Annotated in this window: 17 protein-coding genes and 2 pseudogenes; 17 read left to right on the top strand and 2 right to left on the bottom strand. The window is 40.4% G+C overall.

The window, feature by feature from the left end:
• The first annotated feature begins 37 nt into the window (after window positions 1–37).
• From PSHG_RS20140 to PSHG_RS29585, 3 genes are all read left to right on the top strand, one after another.
• Window positions 38–805 carry a YveK family protein gene (locus tag PSHG_RS20140; RefSeq protein ID WP_010276911.1) on the top strand — a complete coding sequence of 256 codons (768 nt, stop codon included), beginning with the start codon at window positions 38–40 and terminating at the stop codon, window positions 803–805.
• Window positions 786–1,472 carry a CpsD/CapB family tyrosine-protein kinase gene (locus PSHG_RS20135; RefSeq protein ID WP_026021502.1) on the top strand — a complete coding sequence of 229 codons (687 nt, stop codon included), beginning with the start codon at window positions 786–788 and terminating at the stop codon, window positions 1,470–1,472. The genes PSHG_RS20140 and PSHG_RS20135 overlap by 20 nt, the downstream gene beginning before the upstream one ends.
• 116 nt (window positions 1,473–1,588) lie before the next feature.
• The gene (locus PSHG_RS29585; protein WP_010276905.1) at window positions 1,589–2,257 is read left to right on the top strand and encodes a hypothetical protein; all 669 of its coding nucleotides are present in this window, start codon (window positions 1,589–1,591) and stop codon (window positions 2,255–2,257) included.
• Between the two features lie 116 nt (window positions 2,258–2,373).
• Here the strand turns inward: PSHG_RS29585 and PSHG_RS20125 are convergent, their stop codons facing one another.
• Both PSHG_RS20125 and PSHG_RS20120 read right to left on the bottom strand, forming a co-directional pair.
• Complete coding sequence (locus PSHG_RS20125) at window positions 2,374–3,981, bottom strand: S-layer homology domain-containing protein (RefSeq protein WP_052310083.1); 1,608 nt, start codon at window positions 3,979–3,981, stop codon at window positions 2,374–2,376.
• 135 nt (window positions 3,982–4,116) lie between these two features.
• Window positions 4,117–5,847: an O-antigen ligase family protein gene (locus PSHG_RS20120; protein ID WP_328285600.1), complete on the bottom strand. Its 1,731-nt coding sequence runs from the start codon at window positions 5,845–5,847 to the stop codon at window positions 4,117–4,119.
• A gap of 1,027 nt (window positions 5,848–6,874) precedes the next feature.
• Between PSHG_RS20120 and PSHG_RS20115 the strand changes: the two genes are divergently transcribed.
• The 14 genes and pseudogenes from PSHG_RS20115 to istB all read left to right on the top strand — a co-directional run bounded on the left by PSHG_RS20115 (window position 6,875) and on the right by istB (window position 22,538).
• Window positions 6,875–7,651, top strand: a complete 777-nt coding sequence (locus tag PSHG_RS20115) for an ABC transporter permease (protein ID WP_010276897.1) — start codon at window positions 6,875–6,877, stop codon at window positions 7,649–7,651.
• 31 nt (window positions 7,652–7,682) lie between these two features.
• Window positions 7,683–9,197, top strand: coding sequence for an ABC transporter ATP-binding protein (locus PSHG_RS20110; protein ID WP_010276894.1), 1,515 nt, complete (start codon window positions 7,683–7,685; stop codon window positions 9,195–9,197).
• 46 nt (window positions 9,198–9,243) lie between these two features.
• Window positions 9,244–11,778: a glycosyltransferase gene (locus PSHG_RS20105; protein WP_010276893.1), complete on the top strand. Its 2,535-nt coding sequence runs from the start codon at window positions 9,244–9,246 to the stop codon at window positions 11,776–11,778.
• A gap of 13 nt (window positions 11,779–11,791) precedes the next feature.
• Complete coding sequence (locus PSHG_RS20100; protein WP_010276891.1) at window positions 11,792–12,220, top strand: hypothetical protein; 429 nt, start codon at window positions 11,792–11,794, stop codon at window positions 12,218–12,220.
• On the top strand, window positions 12,213–14,351 hold the full coding sequence (locus PSHG_RS28450; protein ID WP_010276889.1) for a glycosyltransferase family 2 protein: 2,139 nt from the start codon (window positions 12,213–12,215) through the stop codon (window positions 14,349–14,351). The genes PSHG_RS20100 and PSHG_RS28450 overlap by 8 nt, the downstream gene beginning before the upstream one ends.
• 103 nt (window positions 14,352–14,454) lie before the next feature.
• Complete coding sequence (locus tag PSHG_RS28445) at window positions 14,455–15,681, top strand: nucleotide sugar dehydrogenase (RefSeq protein ID WP_010276886.1); 1,227 nt, start codon at window positions 14,455–14,457, stop codon at window positions 15,679–15,681.
• A gap of 4 nt (window positions 15,682–15,685) precedes the next feature.
• The gene (locus PSHG_RS28440) at window positions 15,686–16,669 is read left to right on the top strand and encodes a glycosyltransferase family 2 protein (protein ID WP_010276883.1); all 984 of its coding nucleotides are present in this window, start codon (window positions 15,686–15,688) and stop codon (window positions 16,667–16,669) included.
• A gap of 201 nt (window positions 16,670–16,870) precedes the next feature.
• Window positions 16,871–17,701, top strand: a complete 831-nt coding sequence (locus PSHG_RS20080) for a glycosyltransferase (protein ID WP_010276881.1) — start codon at window positions 16,871–16,873, stop codon at window positions 17,699–17,701.
• Between the two features lie 78 nt (window positions 17,702–17,779).
• Window positions 17,780–18,995: pseudogene (locus PSHG_RS28435) on the top strand (IS256 family transposase).
• A gap of 132 nt (window positions 18,996–19,127) precedes the next feature.
• Window positions 19,128–19,838 (top strand): annotated as a pseudogene (locus PSHG_RS28430) (MBOAT family O-acyltransferase); the annotation flags it as partial.
• Window positions 19,839–20,217: 379 nt separating this feature from the next.
• Complete coding sequence (locus PSHG_RS31605) at window positions 20,218–20,787, top strand: hypothetical protein (protein WP_235782091.1); 570 nt, start codon at window positions 20,218–20,220, stop codon at window positions 20,785–20,787.
• Entirely contained in the window at window positions 20,753–21,154 is a 402-nt protein-coding gene (locus tag PSHG_RS31600) for a hypothetical protein (RefSeq protein ID WP_235782090.1), read from the top strand. Before PSHG_RS31605 ends, PSHG_RS31600 begins: the two co-directional genes overlap by 35 nt.
• Window positions 21,155–21,186: 32 nt before the next feature.
• Window positions 21,187–21,783, top strand: a complete 597-nt coding sequence (locus PSHG_RS31595) for a Mu transposase domain-containing protein (RefSeq protein WP_235782089.1) — start codon at window positions 21,187–21,189, stop codon at window positions 21,781–21,783.
• 2 nt (window positions 21,784–21,785) lie between these two features.
• A complete protein-coding gene (gene istB / locus PSHG_RS20055; protein ID WP_010276871.1) occupies window positions 21,786–22,538 on the top strand; it encodes an IS21-like element helper ATPase IstB in 753 nt (250 codons plus the stop codon).
• The last annotated feature ends 243 nt before the right edge of the window (window positions 22,539–22,781 follow it).

The raw sequence follows: 22,781 nt of genomic DNA, 5'->3' as shown, positions 1-22,781 counted from the left end.
AGGAATTTCTGCTTGTCCACCACGAACGGAGGAAATTATGGAACTCGATTTGCGAACCTATTTGAAGGTCATTCAAAAACGAATTTGGCTGCTGGTGGGTATCGTCTTCTTGTCTTGTGCGGCTACTGCGGTAGTCAGCTATTTCTTTATTCAGCCAGAGTATCAGGCATCCACAAAGCTAATCGTTAACCAGTCGAATGACCGCATAGGCTTGGATTCCTTAGATCTTAACCAGATAAATATGAATTTAAGGCTAATTGAAACTTATAAGGAAATAATTAAAACGCCAGCTATCATGGATATTGTTGTCAGGGAAAATCCGCATTTTGACTTATCTGCATCAGAGTTGATCCAGAAAGTCAAGATTAGCTCAGTTAATAACACGCAAGTCATGACTCTTCAGATCCAGGATGCCTCACAAGAGAAAGCGGCAGAAATGGTCAATGCCATTTCAAAAACCTTTCAGCAGGAAATCCCTAAGATTATGAGAGTGGATAACGTTTCTATTTTGAATGAGGCAAAGGTTCAGGACCATCCAACTCCAGTGAGCCCCAATCCTCCTTTAAATCTGGCGGTCAGCTTCGTTGTTTCTCTAATGATAGCTCTTGGTTTGATTTTTTTGCTTGAATATCTGGATGACACGATCAAAACTGAAAACGATGTTCAGCAGGTTTTGGGTCTTCCCGTTCTGAGTATAATTCCGAAAATCAAACAAGAGGATTTATCAAGCGTCAAAGAGAGTGAGAGTACCATCCAGTCTAAAAAACAAGCGGGGGAACACAGCAATGTCACGCTCAACGGATAGAAGGCCCATAATAACGCAAACGAACCCAAAGTCCCCTATATCTGAAGCTTATCGGACATTGCGGACAAATGTCGATTTTTCCTCCATTGATGAGGAACTCCAGGTTGTCATGGTGACATCTGCCGGCCCGGGGGAAGGTAAATCCACTACAGTGACAAATCTAGCTGTAACCTACGCCCAGTCTGAGCGGAAAGTATTGATCATTGATGCAGATTTGCGAAAGCCGACCATGCATCACACTTTTGTCTGTTCCAACCGGATCGGCCTAACGACGATTCTTATTGGAAAGGCCGCCTGGCAGAATGCTGTGCAAGAAACGGGAATTCCCGGTCTGGAGGTAATAACTTCCGGTCCGGTGCCGCCCAATCCCTCAGAAATATTAGCTTCACAGCGCATGAGAGAACTACTGCAGGAATTGAAACAGCACTATGATCTCGTCCTGCTGGACACTCCTCCGGCCCTTGTCGTAACAGATGCTCAAATTACAGCAACGCAAAGTGACGGCATTTTGCTCGTGTTAAATTCAGGAAAAGTTAAAAGAGAGCACGCACTCAAAGCAAAAGCTAACTTAGAGCATGTAAAGGGAAGGGTGCTTGGCATTGTTCTTAACAATGTAGAGCGTAAAGGAAGTGACTCGCATTATTATTACTATTATGGTAGCCAATAAGATTATGGTGGACAGGCGTTGGAAGGATCTATGTGTTCATAATTCCCGATGTGCAGCTGTAATTGATTCTATGGCTACCGATATTGATCATGTAAGTCTATAGGAGAGTGACGGCTATGCGCCGATATCAGAAAGTGTTAATCGGATTAGGAGTGTTTCTGCTCGTGCTGGGAATCGGAGGTTACTTCAGTCTAAACTACGTCATAGACCGGACGCTCAATGCTCTGGCAGGAAATCTAGATATTGAAGCGGTCATGGGAGAAGGTCAGGACAAGGGAAGGAGTCCAACTGCTCAACATGAATCTAACGCTTCCCCCGATTTGGAATCAGAGCTGACTGGAGGAAACGAAAGCGAACAAGAGGGATCAGAGGTGGTTCCCTCAGGCGGGACCAGTCACGATTCGGACGGCAACATAGAAGGAAATGATTCGGAACTAAGTCAAGACCCGACAGAGAATGAGGATACGAACGAAAGCGGACAAGTTAAGTACGAGCCGACTATCTCAATAGAGAAAGCCGAGCAAGCTCAAGAGGAGATTTCACTTAAGGATAAAGCGAAAGTAACCTCTGTGTTGCTCAAAAGGTTAAGTTCTTCTGATATCAAACAGTTAAAAAGCCTGGCATCAGGTGGGCTGTCGGTAGAAGACAAACGGCAGGCTAAGAAGATCATTCTGGACAGGCTTAGCGAGGAAGAATACAACGAGCTGATAGCAATAGCAGCCAAGCTTGGCTTAAGTCAAGGGAAGACTTACAACAGCAGCCAAGAAGAATTGAGCTCGAAGTAAGGATACGGGTATATGGGGTAAGCGTAAACAGGAAGTCAGTCCGGAAAAAAAGAAAAAGAACTAACAGAAAAAGCCTTGATTCCTAATTAGGAATCAAGGCTTTTTTCAAGTACTGATTAGTTAATGAATTTTGCGTTATCCAAGAAACGTTTCAGCATAGCAGCAGATTGAGCGCGAGTAGCGTCGGCTCTAGGAACAACTGTAGTGTCAGTCATACCATCAATGATGCCGGCTTTAATCGCAGCTGCCACTTCTTTATGGCCCCAAACGATTTCTGTGGAATCTGCATATCTGGCCAACAGGTTAGTTTGCTCGCTAGCGGATACGGAAATTTCGTTTCCAGCGTAAGCGGAAGCTCTAACGACCATAGCAGCCAGTTCTTCACGGTTGATTTGGGCATTCGGACGGAAAGTACCATCTTCATAACCGTCTACCAGACCAGCTTGTGCAGCAGCGTTAACTACGCCAGCATACCAGCTGCCGGAAGTTACATCCGTGAAGTAAGTAGAAGAAGTTACGGAAGTATCCAGACCCAGGGAACGAGTGATCAGAGCAGCGAATTCAGCACGCGTAACATTGCGTTCTGGACCAAAGCTGCCGTCCTCATAACCATCAACGATCAATTTGTTAGCCAAAAGATCGATGTACTGTCTTCCCCAATGAGTGTTTACATCGTTGAAAGAAATGTCGCTTTCAATAACAGTATAAATGCTGTTCGTGTTGCGTTTCAGAGTAGCAACAGTGTTGTCACCGCTAGCAGCAAAAGTGCTAGGAACGAAGCTCAGTTTGTTGTTGCTGAATACAACACCAGTAGCTTTGCTGTTATTTACAGAACCTTCAACGTTAATAGTGCGGGAAGCATAAGTGTTGCCAAAGTTGTTGATAGCTACTTGGTCGTCAGCAGCATAGTTCTCAGCACCTACGTAGAAATCAACACCAGTTGCAAGTACTTTTGAACCAAGCTTAGCAGCAGCAGCTTCGATAGCGGATTGAGTTTGCTCGTTTACTTCTTTGATTTGAACACGAATCCACAGATCGTTCAATTCCAGATCCAGCTGATTAGCAAGAGAAGTGTAGTTGATCTGTTTCAACGGAAGAGTGTAAGAACCTACTTCGTTGACCAGCTTCAATGTGTTACCTTCTTGCAGAGCGGAAGCAGGAAGCAGAACGTAATCTCCGGAGAATTCCAAAGTAGCATTGGCGTTGTCACGAAGAAGTGCAGCCAAGCGATCAGCGTTAGCGCGGCTATCGGAACCTACGATGTCATTTCCAATTCCACCAATTGGGCCCCAGCCACCGCCACCGCCACCACCAGCAGCAGGTCTGTTTCTAGTCGAAGTTTTAAAGAACTCACCACCGTCATAAACACCGAGGTATACGGAGCTTGGTACATCAGTGTTTGCAAAGGAAAAGTCAATGACATAGCCATATCCGTTTTCCGTATTTCTATTTGGGTCGTAAGTTGCTTTAGTCGTGGTGATCAAACCGTTAGGTCCAAAGATGTAAACCTCAACTTCTTCTTGATTATAAGTATCCAAAGTTACAGTTCCTCGAATGTCTCCACTTCTGCTGAAAGACCAGTCAAAAGAAGCAGCAAATGCCAAAATAGGAGTAAGCATCGAGATCACGAGAAGTGTCGCGAGGGCTCCAGATAATTTCTTCATTGCTTTAGTTTTAAACAAGTTTCTTTCTCTCCCTTGTACTATATTTGTCTTTTTACTCATTAGTATTAGTTTCACCTCCTTTCAAGCTGAGCAAAATAATTTAATGAAAAGCAATAAGCCTCTACTAAACTACTAACGAGAAGCATTATAGCATGTTTCCTTATGGAATGGTAGATTAAGCAAAATAAACCTGGATCAGTCAAATCGGGCGTTAGCCAGTTGTTCTATTTCAATTTCCTCATCTGGATAATTGCTGATAAAAGATTCAAATAGGGATGTATCATATTCTCCTAGTTTCATCTGGGCTGCTAGAAGCCATCGAGTAAGTATTTGGGTTAACTCTTCTTTTTCAGAAAGCGTAACCCCTGCTTCAAGCAGGTTAATGGCTTCTGTTAGATTTCCGCGAATAAATTCAATCTGCCCCAGATGCAAATACATGCGTTGGGTGACATAGAAAGGCCTTCCCTCCAACTGTTCCTCAGGAAGAGCATCTAACTGTTTTCTTTTATCAAGGACAACGTTATACACTTCGAAAGCTTCCTGCCAATATTGGTCGGTAAGCTCACTGTTATTTTCTTCCCTTGCATTATTACCCAGCTCGAACAAAATTGAAATCTGATTTTCATAAAAATTGATATCCCATGGATACAAATTCATTCCATCTGTATTGACGCTCAAAGCACCCAAAAAGTTTCTCTGATTTATAAAATTATTTACTTGTCCGTAGCTTTTTCCGCTTCGTGGATCGCGAACGTCATATAAAAATTTATGATTTGGCTCTTTTCGGGTAAAATCTTCAAATAAGCGATTAACTTCCTCGTACATTTGTGGATCTCCAGTCTGCGGAGCGATTTGAGACATGATTGAAAACTTTAGCTCGAAATAATCAGGATGGGAGGGTTGGATGCGCAGAGCCTTATCCGCATGCTCAACAATTTCCTGATAAGGCGCGTTTTGTGAAGCGCCGGCTAAAGCCTGTCTAAACCATTGATTGCCGCTCATCGACCGAATCGATACAACCAGGACAATTATTGAAAGAACAGTCATAATGGATGAGAAGGAGTACTTGACTATTTTTTCTTTCTCATGTACGCGGCTGGCCAGAGGTGCGTTCCAATTTTCTATTCCTGAAGCCAGGCTTCCTAAAGAAACAAAGAGCAGCAGCCCCAAATAAACGTAGCTTAAATTAAAATCAATCGCGCTATGAATCAGCAGAGCAATGATCAGAATACAAAATAAGAAACGCTCGTCTTTCTTCTCCTGACTGCTGGAGATAAAGTTCTTGATATAAGGGACAAAAACCGCCGCTAACAATGCAAGGAAGATAAGCAGCCCGAATAGTCCGACTTCCACTAAATACTGCAAAAAGAAGTTATGCGCCTGACGGCTCGTATAGGGGTTGCTTTGGTACTGTTCATACAAGGCAGCCCATCCACCGCCACCTGCTCCGAATATAGGATAGTCCTTCCATAGCTTAAAGGAATCTTTAAAGAACGTCCCTCGCTCCAGTACACTATGTTGGGCGAAGTTAATGTTTTCCACTCTATGTTTAATATTCTCAGGAAGCAGCTGAGTTACTCCCGAGTCCGTCAGCAGCAGGAAGGCACAGATTGCGCCTAGAACGACCGAGCCTGCGGGTATTGCAATCGTTGAAAAGCGCCAAGTGATTTTGTTATCGAGCTTGGCTTTAAGCCAAGGCGAGATGTAAGACTGTAAGGCCCATACAACAAGAGCATACACGATGGAAGCTAGCAGTATGCGGGACCATCCTTGCCAGGACAAGGCTGCGTTAAACCCTTTCTGCAATTCGATACCAGCATTGGTCACTGTATTAAGAATGATTAAACTGGCGATGCCTGCTAAACCTAAATAAAGGATATATATGATCTGCCTGTGTAAACTGAAGAAAAACAGCAGGATCAGCAATATAACAGGTAAAGCGACAAGAGCTCCTCTGGACAGAGTAAGGAAGAAGGAAACAAGGATCGGAACAACCATCAGACTGTGTAGTAAGATCGTATACCACTTGTTGGATTTGACTATGAGGAATAACCCGATGAATAACAAAATCATCAAATAAGCGGCGTAGCTATTGGCATATTGAAAAACAGCCGTCAAACGTGCACCATTGGAATCGAACATAACAGCGTGATTATATGCTGGATATCCGCCTAAATCTGTGAACAAGGTGGCAATTTTGTTGGCAATGTTTAAATTCCCCAGCCAATTCAAAAGGCCGAAAATGACAATCAGGTAGCCGGATAGGATAATCACTTGCTGAATAATTGCATTGCCCATCCGATTAGAGGCAATAATAACTCCCAAAATAAAGAAAATAGCATAAGTGATGTGAATATACACGGAATTTACAGCAAAATGCCCTGAGGCTGCTCCGATAACTGAAATCAGGTAGGAAAGTGGTACGAGCCACACGGCAATGGTCAAAAAATCTTTGTAAGTGCGATACTTAAAGTTAAAAAAGGAGTATACAGCTACAATGAAGAGTAAAATCGCTCCCCAAATGAACGATGTAATTATTGCTCTGTCAAAATCTGAACCTAACCCGTTAAATAGGGCACGTTGATATGGCGCCCAAAGCAGAAAAATTCCGGTGATGATGAGCATGCACCAGAAAAGAATGGAATGAGTTTCGGGCTCTCGTGTTGGAGCTAGGTTATCCGTCTTCTTAGGAAGATGTTTTTTATTCGCCTTCGATTTGTTTTTCATTTCGTAAACTCCCTTGTCCGTCATAATTCTACAACATTCTATCATAGATGCAGGGGGAGTGAAACTGAAAGGAGATGGTAGTCTTGCTAGGCTAACTATAGATTTTGATTACAGTTCAGGGAAATAATGTAGATGGCTCGACTCTAATGACATTTTGCCGTATACTTAATTTCGACATAATTCATTGTGGTCTATTACTTAATTTATTTTGGAAGGGCAGTATTGGATGATTAATTATATAAGAGAAGTGTTTACACGAAAAGACCTGCTAATTTATTTGACAAAATCTGGATTAAAAGCGGAACATAAAAACAGCTTTTTAGGTTATTTCTGGTGGCTCTTGGATCCGCTCCTCGGTGCTCTCATATACTACTTTCTTGTGGTCATTGTGTTGGGTAGAGGTGGCGAAAATTTCGCAGTGTACTTGGTAATCGGTCAGGTAGCATGGAAATGGGCGAGCACTGCAGTAGGGCAAGCTTCTCGGGCTATTCTGCAATACTCTTCTATCATCCAGCAAGTAAGTCTACCTAAAATTATATTTCCACTAACTAAGACAGTAGCACAACTATTTAACTTTCTCTTTGGTTTAATTGTAATTGCTATATTTCTGGTTATTTTCAAAGTAGTTCCAGAATGGTATGTTGTGTTTCTTCCTTTTGTTATCTTGGTACAGCTACTGTTTCTAATGGCGATAGGTTTAGCTGTGTCTTACGTATCAGTATTTATTCGAGATGTTAGCAACTTTCTAGGTCATTTCATGAGACTTTGGTTTTATGCATCACCTGTCATTTGGGAAGGAAGTAGGCTGCCCGAAGGTTATAAGTGGATTGAAACATTTAATCCAATGGCCTATATTTTAAACGGTTATCGAGACGTTCTTATGTACGGGCAAATGCCGAATATTGGTGTGTTAAGTAGTATAGGAGCCTTGTCGCTAGGTGCAGTGTTTTCCTTAGTGTTGTTCTATAATCGTAATGAACACAAAATCATTAAAGCTTTATAAAGTGGTGTCTTGATTAATGGGAGCGAGTATGATGGAAAAAACAGACATTTTAATAAAAGCTGAAAATTTGGGTGTTTCCTTTATTTCAGGATATCGTACCAATGATTATAAATCCCGAATTCAGGAATGGCTGTTTCCCCCAAAAGAACAATTAGTGCGAAAAAGAATCTGGCCAGTGAGAAATGTTAATTTCAATGCTTATCAGGGCGAGATAATAGGAATTATCGGGTCAAACGGCTCAGGAAAGACGACACTATGCAAAATGATAGCGGGAATCTTACAGCCGGATGAAGGAAGTCTACAAGTAGATGGTCGGGTTTCCGTCCTGTTCTCTTTGGGCCTAGGTTTTAATCAAGAGATGACGGGGAGAGAAAATGTTTATTTAAATGGAATGATTATGGGCGTTGATCGCTGCAAAATAGATAAATTTATGGACGAAATTCATGACTTCTCTGGCATCGGTGAATATTTCGAACAGCCTGTCAAATACTACTCAAGTGGTATGAGAGCCAGGTTGGGCTTTAGTGTTGCTTCATTTCTGGAACCGGAGATTTTAATTTTGGATGAAGCCTTAAACACCGGAGATATTGCTTTCGGGGAAAAAGCTGCAAACAAAATGAAGTCATTAATTCAGAAGGCTAAAATGGTCATTATTGTTACCCATAGTTTAAAGTATGCCTTAAAACACTGTGATCGGCTAATTTGGATGGAAAAGGGTGAGATTAAGGGGATAGGTGATCCTAAGACTATTATTAAGAGCTATGAACATTTTGTGGAAGAAAAAAAATTGAAAAAGAGACAAAAGGGATCTGAAAAAAAATTGGAATTATCAAAGGTTGAAATTCGGGATAACAAGATAGAGGGAAATATAGTATTGAATATGTCAAATGCCGGTGTTTCATATAAATTGAGCGGAGGTAAAACTTTCTGGGCTTTGAAAAATATCAATCTCCAAATACATGAAGGAGAAATTGTTGGTATAATTGGACATAACGGTGCTGGAAAAAGTACTTTATGCAAATTAATCACCGGAATTCTGAAACCAGATACAGGAGCGTGCATCTTAAAGGGACAGACAACTTCCTTACTTGGATATGGGACTGGATTTAATTCGGAACTAACCGGCAGAGATAATGTTTTTTTAAATGGAATGCTTCTAGGAATTTCAAAAGAAACTATTCAACAGCATTTTGAGGATATTGTCCGATTTGCTGAATTGGAAAAAGCTATTGACAAACCTATTAAACAATATTCCAGTGGAATGAGGTCACGTTTAGGCTTTAGTATTTCCGCTTATCTGCAACCAGATATTTTTATCATAGATGAAGCATTGTCCACTGGGGATTTGTCCTTCAACCAAAAGGCCAGTAATAAAATGCAAGAAATGATTGAAACAGCTAAAGCGGTTCTTATTGTTTCGCATAGTATGGGATTTGTACAAAAGGTCTGTACACGTGCAGTTTGGTTAGAAAAAGGAACAATTGTAGCTAGTGGGCTGCCGTCAGAAGTAGTGAAAGAATATAAAGACAAGCTAGGAAAAAAGTGATGTCGGCAGAATCGTTAGTGAAATATATCTTAATGAGGGTTATGCCATGAAAAGCTTGATGAAAAAAGTGAAGAGCAGTATGTTCCAAAATAGTATTCTAAGGTGGATAGCCGACTCTTCGATTACTGCTGCGAAAAAAATGTTATCAGAGGAACAAAAAGAATTTATAAAAAGACAATTGTCTGTTAGGCAAAAAGAATTACTTAAACGAATGGCTGCTGATGGAAGACACAGTATAAACGAAGAAATACATCAGATTAAATATAAATTGCTGAATCTAGGCTTTCTAGATGCTGCTTATTCTGAGCTTCAGAAATTATCTGAAGACAACAAAAATCAATATAGAAAACAGGTGGCTTCATGGGAGCTCGCTATCTGGCATGCTGATAAGAAAACGATTAATGATGCAAAGATTAGTATGAGTTATCTGCGAAATATTGTTGTCGACAAAAAAACAAAAGCAGATAAAGATTTGCTTAGACAAATTGAACTAATAAAAGCTGAGAACCTGTGGTTACTAGGTGAACATAAGCAGGCAGCGGTGATAATAGGCGACCTTCTTGGTAAAGATCAGCATCCCGATGTCTATATGGCTCGTTCAAATACAGAAAATGAACTCGATAAAAAGTTGTTTTGGATAAATAAAATCATGAATAGATTTAATTTGACCGAAATAAAGTTGGAAGCAAACCAAGGTTCTTTATTTGATTCGTTATTTGCTACAGAATCACCAAAACAAGACGGTCCAAAAGTGACTGTTATTATGCCTGCATATAATTCCGAGCGGGTTATAAATACTTCACTAACCTCTATACTCAACCAAACTTGGGTGAATCTAGAGGTTATTGTTGTTGATGACTGCAGTACTGATAATACTGTCGGTGTTATTCAAAGCTATATGCAAAAGGATACGAGAATTCGTCTCATCCAATGTGATAAAAATAGGGGGGCGTATTATGCACGGAATTTAGGGCTTCAGATTGCAACTGGGGATTATGTGACATGTCATGATGCTGATGATTGGTCTCACCCACAGAAAATTGAAAAGCAAGTTCAGCATCTTATTGGGAACCGATCGGTGATTGCAAATACTTCCGAGCAATCTAGAGTGACAGAGAACTTGAATTTCCATAGAAAACCCCAGCATCGGGTGTATCTATTCCCTAATATGTCCTCGTTAATGTTTAGAAGGGAAGATGTTTTGAATTCAGTGGGCTATTGGGATAGTGTTAGATTTGGGGCAGATGGAGAATTTGTAAGAAGGGTAAAGGCTGTTTTTGGTAGTAAATCTGTAGTAAATATATCGTCAGAAGGTCCTCTTTCATTTACAAGAGTTTCTGCAAACTCATTGACAGAAAGCAATAAATATGGGTATCCTGGATTTTTATTTGGAGCCAGAAAAGAATATTTTGAAAGCTTTAGCAACCACCATGCTTCTGGGAAAATATTGAAAATCGGGTTTCCGATGGCCAATAGACCGTTTCCAATCCCTCACCCTATGAATTCTGAAAATGTGGATGAGAGCAGGCATTTTGATGTTATAATAGCATCTGATTTTAGGCTGACAGGTGGAACAACTTCTTCAAATGTGGAAGAAATTAAAGCTCAGTTAAGTGCTGGATTGAAGACCGGTTTAATACAGATGTCCAGGTATCGAGGTCTTGGGAATAAGCCGATAAATCCCAAGATAAGAGAGTTGATTGATGGTAAGCAAGTTCAAATGATTGTTTATGGAGAAAAGGTATCTTGCGATGTGCTGATCATTAGGCATCCACCTGTTCTGCAAGACAAACAAATGTATATCCCGGAAGTAACAGCAAAAACAATTAATGTTATCGTTAATCAGACTCCTAGAATTGATTACGGAGTAACAGGAGCATTGGTGTACGATATGGAGGAATGCGAGAAAAATTTAACGGACTATTTTAAAAAGAAAAGTGTATGGTACCCTATAGCTCCACAGATAAGAAAGACGTTAGTTGATTACCATTCCGATGAACTTAGCAGCATTCAACTAGCTAGTGAAGATTGGGTAAACATAATAAATGTGGATGAATGGAAACGAACGAACTATGTGCCCAATGCTAATAGAATCGTCATTGGCAGGCACTCAAGAGATCAATACGTTAAATGGCCTTCTGAGCCGGACGAACTACTTGCCATCTACCCGGATTCATCAGAATTCGAAGTCCGTGTTCTAGGTGGAGCAAAGATTCCTGAGAATATTTTAGGAAAGCTGCCGCGAAATTGGAAGGTGTGGGAATTTGGATCAAAAACGCCTAAAGAGTTTCTTTCGGAACTGGATGTGTTTGTTTATTATGTTCATCCTGACTGTGTTGAAGCTTTTGGTCGAGTGATTATCGAGGCTATGGCTGTAGGGGTGCCTGTTGTTTTGCCTCACAGCTATTACGACTTGTTTGGGGAAGCGGCAATTTATGCAGAGTCTATTGATGTTAAGCAAAAAGTAATTGAACTTATTAGCAATAACAGCGCATACGATGATCAGGTAACAAAAGCAACTGAATTTATTAATAATAAATTCAGTTATGCCAGACATATTTCTAGAATTAGAGAATATTAACTGGAGGCATCAAATGGAAACAACGGGATTTTCTAAAAGCGATCATTTGTTTGATAGAGAAAAAGAAAAGAAAAATGTAATGTCGGATGATGAGAACGGCGATCATTTAAAGAGCAGTGATTTAATTATGCATCGGTTAAATCAGGTTTTGGAGGCACAACAGCTTTATTTTCAATTAACTCTTGCACAGTCACGTTTAAATTCATTAAAAGATGAGCTTAGACGGAAAAGGGAGAATAATAAACAATTAGATGATAAGATTAAAAAAAATAAAGTGGAATTAAAAACAATTATTAAAAAAAACAAGAATCTTTTGAGTTTGAAGCAAAATACCGATAGAATGTACCAGGAAATGTTGAATAGCAAATCGTGGAGATACACCGAATATTTGAGGAGGTTGAAAAGCAAAGTGTTTGCGAGGGAAGGAGCAGATAATGAGTAACGGTAATCATTACTCGCCAGAGATGTATGTATCTAAGTTGCAAGATGAAATAAACAAAATTTCAGAAGAATTAGCACAAGAAGAGAGAAAAGAGAAGTATTTACTAAATGATTTAAATCTTATTATATCAGAAAAAAATTTAGTCATGAGTCAGTTAAGGAAGCTTGAAAGGGAACAAGAGCTTTCGAGAAGAAGAGTGCATAGTTTGCGGGTGAGTAGATCATGGAGAATGATGGCCCCCTTAAGAATTTTGAGTAATTTAATCAAAGGAAATAAAGTGAAAAGTAGTAACAAGCTAGAAGCGGGCGCACTCAAAAAGAGAGAACAAGAGCTTGTTGAACTGAATCTTAAACTTCATAAGTTTGGCTTTACTAAAAAAGCATTAAATGATTTGCATACCTTTACTAATAACGTTTCGAACAAACGTATAAGAGCTCTTGCGGCCTATTATTTGTCTTATTGGTATACAACAAAATTTAGCGAGGAAAGTTCAAAAAAGGCTTTAGAGTGTATACAAATCATCAGAGACAGTCACAGTAGTATAGGGAAAGCAAGGGACAGAATTGTCTGGATGATGGAAGCTGAATGTTACAAAACGCTGAAACAATATAATAAAGCTAAAGTAATAATAATGAAGGCGATAGCTTTAGAGGATCATCCGGAGTTGTTTTTTACTGCGGCAAATATGGAAACCGAAGTAGATGCCAGGCTTTACTGGATAAATAAGACTTTCAGAATGTATAACTTACCAGTTATACATATAGGCCATGATATTTCTGAGGACTCATCACCCTTAGATAATATTATGGTAGGTGAAGTTCAATCGATTTATCCGAGTCTGTCCAGTCCCCCTAAAATATCTGTTATAATGCCCGTGTATAATTCTGAAAGAGTTATTGCTACTGCAATCAAATCAGTTATCCAACAAACATGGGAAAATATTGAGATTATAGTTGCCGATGATTGTAGTACAGATAATACAGTCGAAGTTGTAAAGCGTTTAATGCAATACGACCATAGAATTAAGTTAGTGCAGTCCAAAATAAACCAAGGTGCGTATACAGTAAGAAATAAGGCTTTACAGATTGCAACAGGATCTTTTGTGACCTGTCACGATGCCGATGACTGGTCACATCCTCTTAAATTAGAAATACAAGCAGTCCACTTGATGGAAAATACTTCGGTTATGGCGAATATTTCAGAGGCAATTAGGATTAGCGAAGATTTTTTGTTCTACCAGAAAGGAAAGATAGGGAAAAAATTACTATCTAACACATCTTCACTAATGTTTAGACGTTACGAGGTTACGAGAGACTTAGGATATTGGGACAGTGTTAGGTTCTCAGCAGACAGTGAATTTTTATACCGTTTGAGGAAGAGGTATGGAATAGATGCGGTAGTTCAATTGTCAACGGGACCGTTGTCTTTTGCTAGATTATCTAAAAATTCATTAACTGCTAATCCTAAGTTTGGAACTGCGGGATTTATAATGGGAGCAAGAAGAGTTTATGCTGATAGGTATAATACTTTTCATTATAAGGCTTCGGATGACGAACTTAGGTATGATTTTCCGCAACTAAATAGACCTTTTCGGGTGCCTAATCCGATGCTACCCAATAGATCTTTGAAGAAGAAAAATTATGATATAGTGTTTGCTTCAGATCTTCGATTGCATGAAAATTCAGAACTGCTTGGTAATCTTGTAAGATTGTGCCGAAGGAAAAATCTTCGTATAGGAACTATAGAATTATTTAGTTACAATGTCAGTGTAGATAAAAAGATAGATAGCGATATTTTAGAGATTATAGATTCAGGTGATGTCGATATTATTGTTTATGGAGAAGAGGTTGTTTGTCGTAGATTAATTATTAGTCACCTCCCTGTACTTGCTGAGCATCAAGATTTTGTTCCTACAATTGAGACAGAAAACGTATTTGTAGTAGCTGATGATGATTTATCTTTAGCTAAAGAGAGAAAATGGGATTTTGACCAGATGAATTCAAATATTTACTCCTATTTTGGGAGAAAAGCGCAGTGGTTTATCTCTAGAGAGAAGTTCCCGAAGTATTCCACTTCCTTTGGAATGCTTGAACTAGAAGATTTTGAAACGATAGATGAACTAATCCATTAAATTTATAAGGAGCATTTTAATTTATGAAACAAATACTGTTGGAGAGCATAAAAAATAAAACCTAAAAATTGGTGTTATAGGTTTGGGTTATGTGGGACTCCCATTGTCTATTGCATTTACCCGGGCCAATATTAAAGTGCTAGGTTTCGATATAGATCAATCAAAGGCTGAGAAGATAAATAATGGTCAGAGTTACTTCAGACATATTCCTTCAGATTTCATTGCAGATGCTGTTGATAAGAATTTTTTATCAGCAACTACCGATTTTTCAAATATTAGTACTGTAGATGTCATTATTATATGTTTGCCCACACCATTAAATAAGTATAGGGAACCTGACTTATCTTATGTTATAAACACAATGGGTGAAATAGCGCCCTATTTAAGGAAAGGCCAATTACTGAGTTTAGAGAGTACTACGTATCCTGGGACGACTGATGAAGAACTAAAAGGAAGAATTGAAGAACGAGGATTTACTATAGGTGAAGATTTCTTCCTAGTATATTCACCAGAACGAGAAGACCCAGGGAATCCCAATTTCTCTACTGGTACTATTCCTAAAGTAGTCGGTGGGACAACAAGCCATTGTTTAGAGGTTGGGGTGGTATTGTATGAACAGATAATTGAGCGCGTAGTGCCATTAAGTTCCACTAAGGCAGCTGAATTAACGAAACTCCTCGAAAATATTTATAGATCGATTAATATTGGTTTGGTAAACGAAATGAAAATGATAGCAGACAAAATGGACATCGACATATGGGAGGTTATAGACGCTGCAGCTACAAAACCGTTTGGGTTTACACCTTTCTACCCAGGGCCCGGTTTGGGAGGGCATTGTATTCCTATAGACCCCTTTTATTTAACTTGGAAAGCTAAGGAATATGGGCTTAACACTAGATTTATTGAATTGTCTGGTGAAATAAACACACAAATGCCACAATGGGTAATTCAAAAAGTGACTGATGCTTTAAATGAGCGGGAAAAATCCATGAAAGGATCAAAAGTCCTTGTGTTAGGGTTATCATATAAAAAGAACATTGATGATGTTCGTGAATCTCCATCGGTAGAGTTGATGGAATTGCTAGAGCAAAAAGGAGCGATTCTGCACTACTCGGATCCTTTTATACCTAAATTCCCAAAAATGCGGGAATATTACTTTGATCTAGATTCTACTGCTATAAGTAAAGAAGTCTTAGAAGAGATGGATTGTGTTATTATAAGCACCAATCATGATGATTTTGATTATGAATTTATCCGAAAAAATAGCCGACTGATTGTTGATACGAGAGGAGTATATAGAAATAATTATTCCAATGTTATAAAGGCGTGAGGATATGGGCGCATTAAAAGAGAATAAAAAGGAAGAACAAGCTAAAGATAAGAATCTTATAAGCATAATCATGCCTGTGTACAATCGTCAAAATACTATAATAGATGCCATAAAGAGTGTCCTCAGTCAAACGTATTCCAAATTTGAACTAATCATCATTAATGATGCGTCAAATGATCGTACATTAGAAATGATTAATTCTATAGATGATCCCCGCATAAAGTACATTAATCTTACACGAAACGTAGGTGCTGCTGTTGCAAGAAACATTGGGATTCAGCAATCCGAAGGTCGCTGGATAGCATTTCAAGATAGTGATGATATCTGGTTTGAAGATAAATTATTAAGACAAATGAGTGTCATCAAAAAAAATGGGTATGTGCCCTCAATTACTTATACTAGCTTTACACGAGATAAACAAGGAAAAACTGAATATATACCTGGAAATGAAAAAATAAAGAGGGAAGGGTATATCCAAAATGAACTATTAACTGGAAACTTCATTGCTCTCCCAACTGCAATTGTTGCCCGAGAGTGTTTTGAGACAGAGGGCAACTTTGCAGAAGATATGCCTCGTTTCCAAGACTGGGAATTGTGGATCAGATTATCCGCTCGCTACCCTTTTTATTGGATAGATGAGCCATTAGTACATGTGAATTATACAGAAAATAGTATTTCTTCTGATCCAAGCAAATTATTAAAGGCTTACAAACTAATATTGGAAAAGCACGAAGAGCAAATTATAGCAGCCCCTACGCATGGTTCGCGCTTTTTGTTTTCTTATGGACATAATTTACTTCTTTCGGGCGAAATGCGAGAAGGAAGAAAATACCTAATGCGTTCTATTGCATTAAGTCAAACATTAATTAGTTATATTAGTTTCTTACTTAGTTTTTTAGGCTGTAGAGTATATCGTTTTTTCTATTTTGTAAGAGGTTTATTAAAAAGTAGAAACAAACGATCTACTAAGAGGAAAATAAAAACCTAAGGAGAAAATTCAATTATAGTATTTATCGATTTACATTCAGAAATTCTCAAAAAATGAACTATAAGTTGTTATATTGATGAATACTAAAGAACTTTCCTTTCCACATAGTTTACTTTAATTCAATAATATATGGCAAAATAATTGGAGGTTAGACGTGAGTATAATAAAACAACTTTTCACAAAAAAAGCCGGGATGAAAAAATGATAAAAAAACACAAATTTATAATGATAAGATTCAGTGTTTTTAACCCGCGTCAGATAGGCTGGCAGATAGCTAAAGATGTTCAACTGGAGGAATACAAAGAAAAATTGTATTCTAATGAACGTCTTACTTTACGCCAGGAACTATTCCAAAAAATTACTCTGCCGTCTCTTCTTGCGCTAAAACCCGACCCAGAACAATTAACATTAATGGTTTGCACTTCCCAGGAATTGCCGAAAAAGTTTTTGGATGAATTAATGGATTTACTTCGACCAATACCTTGGGCCAAAATTATAATTCTAGATTCACAAAAAGATATTATCACTTCAATGGGTGAAAGTATTCATAAGGAGCTTATAAAATTTAACGAAACAGTATATTATAGCACAACTAGACTAGATGATGACGATGCATTAGCAGTATATTTTATGGATGAACTGGATAAATACCTATCGTTCCAGTATAGCGACTTCTGTCTCTCATTTGCAAGCGGATTCGGGGGTATTTACAATGGTAATTCATATGACACTTTCCATGCCGAAAACATACCGAGGTCTGCTCAGGGGTTAACATACATAAATACTTTTATACCCGGTAAAAAAGTAAATACAAAATATTTATCTGTTTTTGGCTTAGGAAGTCATACTAAGGTTGATCGAGTTAAGCCGACAATTCTTGATTCGCGACGTCCTATGTTTCTTAGAACACTTCATTCGAACAACGATTCAGTCACGGAAAAACATATTAATTCATTAAGAAAGAAGCCTCTAGCCGATATAGAAGAGGTTAGTTCTATCTTCCCGTTGGATATAATTAAAAAGAGCAGGTAGGGGCAAGTGGGTCTGTAAAATAAACTGTGTAAACTCTCCAATCAATCTATTATTCTAGTAGAAGGTTGGTTTGAAAGGATGAGCACAGTGGCCCCGAAGTTCAGCAAGGATCAAGTGAAAGCTTTCATAAAAGAAAACGCTTTAAAGACAATGGCGGACGTACAGTCGGCTCTTAAAGAACTGTTTGCCGACACGCTGCAAGAAATGCTGGAAGCAGAGCTTGATCATGAGCTGGGCTATGCCAAACATGACGTTGCAAATAAACAGACCACCAACAACCGTAATGGGAAGAGCAAGAAGACGATCACCAGCGAATACGGAGAACAAGAGATCCGTGTTTCCCGGGATCGCAATGGTGAATTCGAGCCCATGATCGTTAAGAAGCATCAGTCGAATGTGAGCGGCATTGAAGATCAAATCATCGCGATGTATGCCAAGGGAGTAAGCACGCGGGATATCCAAGACCACTTGTTGAATCTGTACGGCGTTGAAGTGTCTTCGACGATGATCTCGAACGTAACGAACAAGCTCATTCCCTTAATCAAAGAGTGGCAGAACCGGCCGCTGCAAGGCGTGTACGCCGTTGTCTTTATGGACGCGATCCACTTCAAGGTGAAGCAGGACGGTGCCATAGCAAACAAAGCAGCCTACATGGTCATTGGCATCGATCTCGATGGAAACAAAGATGTTCTCGGCATGTGGATCGGCGAGAAGGAGTCCTCCAAGTTTTGGCTTAGTGTACTCAACGACCTCAGAAACCGCGGTGTTAGTGACATTCTTATTACCTGTGTCGATAACCTAAACGGCTTCTCTCAAGCCATTTCCGCTTGCTTTCCGAATACGGAGATTCAAAAATGCGTCATTCATCAAATTCGCAATTCTACTCGATACGTCTCGTATAAGGACCTTAAGAAGGTCACTGCCGATCTCAAACCAATCTACAAGGCTACAACAGAAGACATGGCGCTGGTTGAGCTTGATCGCTTTGAAGAGACCTGGGGAAGTAAATACCCGCTCATCGTATGTTCTTGGCGTACCCACTGGGATGAGATCGCAACGTTCTTTAAATACCCTCCAGAAATCCGGAAGCTTATTTACACGACCAATATGATTGAGAGCTACCACCGCCAGCTTCGCAAGGTAACCAAGGGAAAGAGCATCTTCCCGACAGATGAATCCTTGCTCAAGATGTTCTATCTGGCCACCATGGACCGGTCGTGTTCAAAACTGGGGGCAAATACTACTGCAGCTCTCGGTCTTTTTCCCCGACCGGATCAGTCCGCATCTGCCTTAAGGTAGGGTTTCTCTAGGAGTGTTTACACAAAATTCTTGACAGACCCGGGCAAGTCGCTCTTGAGGTCCTTTTTAAACACAAGTTTAGAGTTTGCTAGAGAGGGATACTAATGTTATTTAGCACCACTGTTTTAAAAATGCAACTCTTCTAGCAGCAAGTCTTTTTTTCTATGCCTGGGGAGAGCCAAAATTCGTTTTTATCATGTTGCTTTCAATAGTATTGAATTACTTCTTTGCTTTAATCGTAGATGCTAAAAGAGAAGACCCAATAAAAGTTAAGTGGATCTTGGCTACAATGATTGTATTCAATCTTTCCATTCTTGGCATATTTAAATATGCCAATTTTTTTGTCGAAAATATTAATAACTTCTTAGGAATTAGCATTAGCATTTCCGAAATTCCTCTGCCATTAGGAATTTCTTTCTATACATTCCAAGCAATAAGTTACGTTATTGATGTGTATAGACGGGATGGACAAGTTCAACGAAATTTATTAGATCTTGGTTTGTATATATCTTTATTCCCTCAGCTTGTTGCCGGACCTATAGTTCGATATAACACTATTGCTCAACAGATTAACAAAAGAATAGTTTCTTTGGAGAAGTTTGCCCAGGGTAGTAAGCGGTTTATTATTGGATTAAGTAAAAAAATGTTTCTAGCAAATAATTGTGGGTATGTGGCTGATCAAATATTTAGTATGTCACCAGCTGATATGTCAGTAGGACTTGCATGGATTGGAATATTGGCTTATACATTGCAAATTTACTTTGACTTCTCAGGTTATTCTGATATGGCCATCGGTCTGGGAAAAATGTTTGGCTTCGATATTCCTGAAAACTTTAATGTTACTGCCGAAGCATAATGTCCGTCAGTTGACGGCAAAAGTTGTCCTGCTATATACGGCCATGTTGGCCACGACTAGATAAGAGGAAAGGGAGAATCAAGTTAGTTCTCCCTGGATAACGTGCTTTACCATGTGATCATCGATAATTCGGTGTTTATTCTGAGAGCCATACATGAGACAATGCGTGCAGACCTTGTTAATTAACCGAGCTGCGCCTCCGGAGAAGCGATAGATGTCGTCAATCGCTCCATCCGAGAAGATATTGTAACTGCTAAATTAGAATCAACGGATTCCGCTAGATAAGAGTGAACAAAATTTACCATACCCTTCCTATTAAGATATCATAGAATTGGTAATTCTAGCATCAGGGGGAAGCGGTATGAAGAAAAAGGAAAGGTGGCCTATGTACTTTTCAGTACAGGAGCAGAAAGAATTAGGACTCAGGAAATCACAGGTTGCAAGGAATTTGAATGTATCCAGGAATACCGTCATCAGGCTGTGGGACATGACGGTAGATGAGTACAAACGGTTTTTAGATGGTCTCGAATCACGATCAAAAAAGCTAGACGCATTTGAAAAGGAGATCACGAGTTGGTTGCGGGAATACCCAGACTTATCTGCAGCTCAGGTGATGGATTGGCTAAAGGAACGCCATGAAGGTATGAACATCGCTGAAAGCACGGTTCGGAGCTATGTCAGAGGCTTACGAATGGAATATGGAATTCCTAAAACGAAGCGAATCCGGCAATACGAAGCGGTAGAGGAACTCCCGATGGGCAGGCAGATGCAGGTAGACTTTGGGGAAACCAAGCTTAGGCATCCGGAAGGTCACTTGGTCAGACTATGGTTCATCACCTTTGTCCTCTCATTCGAGATACAAGTATGCACGATGGCAGGACAGGCCCTTTACAACATTGGATGTCGTAGATGCTCACGAACAGGCCTTTGAGTTCTATGGCGGTCTTCCTGAAGAAATCGTCTATGACCAAGACCACCTGCTGTTAACGAGCGAGAACCACGGGGATCTCATCCTGACCCACGAGTTTGCCAAGTACGTGGAGGAGCGCGCCTTCCGGATTCATATGTGTCGGAAAGCAGATCCCGAGAGCAAAGGCAAAATTGAGAATGTGGTGAAATACATCAAGCGTAACTTTGCAAGGCACCGCTCATTCACGAATATCGACAAGCTCAATGAACAGTGCTTGGCATGGTTAAACCGTACAGGCAACGCCAAGATGCACCATACGATCAAAAAAATACCGGCCGAAGTGTACGCCTTAGAAAAAGCGCACCTCCGCCCAGTCCACAAAAAATAAAAAAATCGATTGATTCAAGTATAACAAGAACGGTGCGAAAGGACAACACCATTTGGTATGAATCGAACCGGTATAGTGTTCCGACCCGCACGTATGACGGAACCGACAAAGATGTGGCTGTCCGCGTGACAGAGGACAATCGCCTCATCATCTATGAGGGAGATACCGGGCAAATCTTGGCAGAGCATCCCCTATGCCTCCATCGCAAGGGTGAGCTCATCCGTAACCGTCATCATGGTCGAGATCGGACGAAAGGGGTCTGTGCGTACATTGAACATGTATCCAATCTCTTTAACGACGCTAGTGTAGCTCGAGGTTATCTCGAGGAAATTTACAAACGGAAGCCACGGTATATGCGAGATCAATTGCAGGCCATTGAGAAGAGCGTGTCAGGGGCTGCTGAGAAGGCGGCAAGCCAAGCGCTGGCCTATTGTGTTAAGCATCATCTGTATCGTGCTACCGACTTTGCCGATGCGGTACACCACTACATGGAAAAGGCAAACCAACAAGCCGTTTTGCCGACTCAGAGTGACTTGAAGCTGCTCGTTCAAGTGGACGATGCGAAGTTGAAAGCCAAACCCCAAATTCGGGCTTTTCAAACCTACGAACGCATCCTGGGAGGTGGCTGAGTATGTCTATATCCACTGGGGAACTGAAGCAATGGATGAGCACTCTCAACATGACCGAGGCCGCACACATCCTTGAGGAAAGCCTCTTGGATGCCCAATCGAAGGACTGGAGCTGCGGGCAATTCTTGCATCATCTCCTTCGGTACGAGTTGCGACGGCGGGAAGATAAGCAACGAGCCAAGCGAATGAAGTGGGCTGCGTTCCCCTTCATCAAATCGTTAGATGAATTTCGACTGGAGGAACAGCAGTCCCTCAGCAAGCGTCATATGGAGCAATTGCGGGAGCTGATTTGGCTGGAGCATACGTACAATCTCATCCTTTTAGGCCCACCTGGGGTCGGTAAAACCCACCTGTCAGTGGGATTGGGCATAGAGGCATTGGAGCGAGGGCATCGCGTTAGCTTTGTCGCCATGGATAACCTCATCCATCTGCTCAAGACACAAGAGATCGCACGGACATCGCAGACTCGAATGAAGCGTATCTTGAACTCCGATCTGGTGATCATCGACGACCTCATGTTCATGGCCATGGAGAAGAGCGAGTCGAACTTATTCTTTCAATTTGTGAACAAGCTCTATGGCCAAGCGTCGATCATACTCACTTCCAACAAGGGCCCGGAGGATTGGGGCGAGCTGCTAGGCGATCCGGCCATCACGACTGCTATTCTCGACCGAATCTTGCATAAGAGCGAGGTGATTAAGCTGAGCGGAGATAGCTTCCGTCTCAAGCATCGGGAAACCATATTTGGAAATTAATAGGTGTTGAAACTTATTTAGCGGAATCTGCTCAAAAGTACTTGACGGTTACAGATATCTTGTGTAGTACCAGCATAGGCCAAATGCCGCTGAATATATTCGCTAGTCTGTGCACGATCGAAGTGCGGCAGCTTACACTGCAGATCAATCCGCTGCCTAATGGCTGCGTAGGATTGAAGAGCCAATCGATCCCAAAGTTCGCTCTGTCCAACTAGTATGAGTGCCATGGGGCTCTGCGCATCT

It is taken from the genome of Paenibacillus senegalensis JC66, from assembly GCF_000285515.1.
GTDB classification, from domain to species: Bacteria; Bacillota; Bacilli; order Paenibacillales; family NBRC-103111; genus Paenibacillus_L; species Paenibacillus_L senegalensis.
The sequence above is the reverse complement of the archived record's forward strand: the minus strand, read 5'-3'. Positions and strand labels throughout refer to the sequence as shown.

Excerpts from the sequence above, each read along its gene's own strand:
- PSHG_RS28450 (WP_010276889.1), top strand. The coding sequence starts at position 12,213 with ATGAGTAACGGTAATCATTACTCGCCAGAGATGTATGTATCTAAGTTG.
- PSHG_RS28440 (WP_010276883.1), top strand. The coding sequence starts at position 15,686 with ATGGGCGCATTAAAAGAGAATAAAAAGGAAGAACAAGCTAAAGATAAG.
- PSHG_RS20125 (WP_052310083.1), bottom strand. The coding sequence starts at position 3,981 with ATGAGTAAAAAGACAAATATAGTACAAGGGAGAGAAAGAAACTTGTTT.
- PSHG_RS31605 (WP_235782091.1), top strand. The coding sequence starts at position 20,218 with ATGAAGAAAAAGGAAAGGTGGCCTATGTACTTTTCAGTACAGGAGCAG.
- PSHG_RS20105 (WP_010276893.1), top strand. The coding sequence starts at position 9,244 with ATGAAAAGCTTGATGAAAAAAGTGAAGAGCAGTATGTTCCAAAATAGT.
- PSHG_RS29585 (WP_010276905.1), top strand. The coding sequence starts at position 1,589 with ATGCGCCGATATCAGAAAGTGTTAATCGGATTAGGAGTGTTTCTGCTC.
- PSHG_RS20110 (WP_010276894.1), top strand. The coding sequence starts at position 7,683 with ATGGAAAAAACAGACATTTTAATAAAAGCTGAAAATTTGGGTGTTTCC.
- PSHG_RS20080 (WP_010276881.1), top strand. The coding sequence starts at position 16,871 with ATGATAAAAAAACACAAATTTATAATGATAAGATTCAGTGTTTTTAAC.
- istB (WP_010276871.1), top strand. The coding sequence starts at position 21,786 with ATGTCTATATCCACTGGGGAACTGAAGCAATGGATGAGCACTCTCAAC.
- PSHG_RS20100 (WP_010276891.1), top strand. The coding sequence starts at position 11,792 with ATGGAAACAACGGGATTTTCTAAAAGCGATCATTTGTTTGATAGAGAA.
- PSHG_RS20140 (WP_010276911.1), top strand. The coding sequence starts at position 38 with ATGGAACTCGATTTGCGAACCTATTTGAAGGTCATTCAAAAACGAATT.
- PSHG_RS20115 (WP_010276897.1), top strand. The coding sequence starts at position 6,875 with ATGATTAATTATATAAGAGAAGTGTTTACACGAAAAGACCTGCTAATT.
- PSHG_RS20135 (WP_026021502.1), top strand. The coding sequence starts at position 786 with ATGTCACGCTCAACGGATAGAAGGCCCATAATAACGCAAACGAACCCA.